Genomic DNA, 2,172 nt, shown 5'->3' on the forward strand with positions numbered 1-2,172 from the left:
GGTGGTGCCGGCCAGCAGGACTCCGCCGACGCATAAGGTGCCGATGATGGCCATGCCGGGCACGGACATGCTGCGTGCCGCGCGTTTGAGCCCGAGCAGCCGGGCAATGCGCGAGCTCAGCACGCCGCCGTTGGCGGCCATCGCCCACACCGACGCCGAGCGCGACTCCTCGAGTTGCGCCAGCGCGCGGGCGTAGTCGTGCGCATTGCCGCACGCTGCTACCGCAACATCGTCGCAGCAGTGTTCGCGTTCGTTGCGGATCACCCGATTCACCCACCACACAGCAGGGTGGTAGAACAGCAGGGTTTCTGTCGCAATTTGAAAAGCATTGACCAAGAGATCCCAACGTTTGATGTGCGCCAGCTCGTGGGCAATGAGCGCCTCGACTTGCCAGGCCGACAAGCCGGCGAGCGCCGCAAGCGGCAGCACCACCACCGGCCTCAACCAGCCGAATACCGCCGGGGACTCGGCAACTTTCGAGCACACGTAACGCACCGCGCGAGATACGCCCAGTCGCTGCTGCAACGCCAAACACGTCCTCAGTAGATCGCCGGCAATGGGCTCCGCGCGCTGCCGACGCAGGCGCATCAACAGCATCCACCCGCCCAGGGTGCGCAGCGTGAACATATAAACACCCGCGAACCAGGCAAGCACGCCATAGCTCAGCCAATCGATCGAGGGGGTGTGCGAGACAAACGAAAACGCCGCCGACGCCTGGGGCGGTGCGGCGTTCGGCTGCACGGCCTCAAGGGCATTTCCGATCTCCGTAAAACCACCGATCGAGAGCTGCTGGACGGTTTCCGGAGACTGCTTCAAAACTGCGAACGTGACGAAGGGAACCAGCATCATCGCGACTAATGTGCACACCGCGCTGACGTAACGCGCTTGCGGGCTGCGCAGACGCGACAACAAGGCGCAGAGAACCAATGCCAGCACGGCCCCTTGCCAGACAAAGTGGAGCAGACACCAGCCCAAGATTCGTATCGTTTCTGGATTAGTCATTTGGTTTTCCTCTCGTGCTCGTCCAACAAGCGGCGAATCTCTTCGATTTCGGCGCGCGACGTTTTCTTTCCAGACAGAGCGTGCATCATCAACTGGCTCGCCGAACCCGCAAATGCGCGTTGCACCAAGTCACTCACCAACTGCCGCTTGGTACTTTCGGCCGGCTGCCGCGCCACGTACACATGGGCCCGCGCGTCCTCATTGCGAACCACCATGCCCTTCGCCGTCATAATTTGCAGCAGCTTCAAAACCGTCGTGTAGCCGGTGGGTTTCTGGCCATCCAGGACCTCGTGCACGTCTCGCACGGTGGCAGGCCCGCGGTCCCACAGGACGCGCAGGATCGCCAGTTCCATCACAGTGGGCTTCGGGCTCGACGGTTTTTCCATGAAGCGAGGTTACTACGAATGGATTCGTAGTTGCAACGAATATCTTCGTAGATCGCGGCCATCGATGCAACGACGCACACCTTAAGTAATATCGAGAGTCTCGAATCGCGGCACTGCGGGAGATGAAGGGTTACACCTTCAGCCGCACCGCAGCGGCCAGCACGTCCAGCTGCGCCGGCAGCGTTCCTGCGCTTTCACCGTCGAGCTCCAGTCGGACCGTCGATGCGCTGGTCGCAATCGCGCGCCGGGTCCGCAGGACCTGCGTGCCCGGCTCTCGCACATGACTGCCGTCGTACAGCATATGCCGCTTGCGGATGAAATCCAGCAACCGGAACCCCGACCAGATCGTCACGTCGAGTTCACCGTCATCGAGTTGCGCGGCCGGCGCCACCTGCATGCCGGCGCCGAAAAATCGGCCATTGGCGACAGCACAGTTGGTGATGGCGAGCGAGCGTGGCGGATTGCCGTCGAATTTCAGCGTGACAGTCTGGTCCCGGTAAATCGCCAGCGCCCGCAGCGTCGCGAGCGTGAAGGCCAATTGGCCGCTCACCGCTTTCAGTCGGGGACTCACCAGATGCGCGACCAGTCCGCCACAGCCAAATGAAGCGACATTGATGAAAATCCGGGTTGTCGCGCTGCCGTCATAGCCGGTAAATTGCGCGATACCGACATCGATCGAACGCGTGTTTCGTCCTCCGAGTCGCGCGCACGCGGATTCCAGATCCCCCTGTCCAATCGTCCTTCCGAAGTCGGAGCCCGTGCCGACGGCGACGACACCCAGCAC

At 62.2% G+C, this 2,172-nt stretch carries 3 protein-coding genes; all 3 read right to left on the reverse strand.

The genetic code is table 11. From position 1 onward, the window contains the following. A partial coding sequence (locus VK725_RS04540; RefSeq protein WP_325316868.1) for a M56 family metallopeptidase occupies positions 1-1,002 on the reverse strand: 1,002 nt, incomplete at its 3' end. Beyond that, positions 999-1,388: a BlaI/MecI/CopY family transcriptional regulator gene (locus tag VK725_RS04545; RefSeq protein WP_325316869.1), complete on the reverse strand. Its 390-nt coding sequence runs from the start codon at positions 1,386-1,388 to the stop codon at positions 999-1,001. The genes VK725_RS04540 and VK725_RS04545, both read right to left, overlap by 4 nt. A 130-nt stretch (positions 1,389-1,518) precedes the next feature. Beyond that, positions 1,519-2,172: hypothetical protein (locus VK725_RS04550; RefSeq protein WP_325316870.1), on the reverse strand; the 654-nt coding region annotated here is incomplete at its 5' end.

This window comes from Dyella sp. (genome assembly GCF_035486915.1).
GTDB lineage: Bacteria > Pseudomonadota > Gammaproteobacteria > Xanthomonadales > Rhodanobacteraceae > Dyella_B.

Coding starts and splice junctions, on each gene's coding strand:
- VK725_RS04545 (WP_325316869.1), bottom strand. CDS start 1,388: ATGGAAAAACCGTCGAGCCCGAAGCCCACTGTGATGGAACTGGCGATC.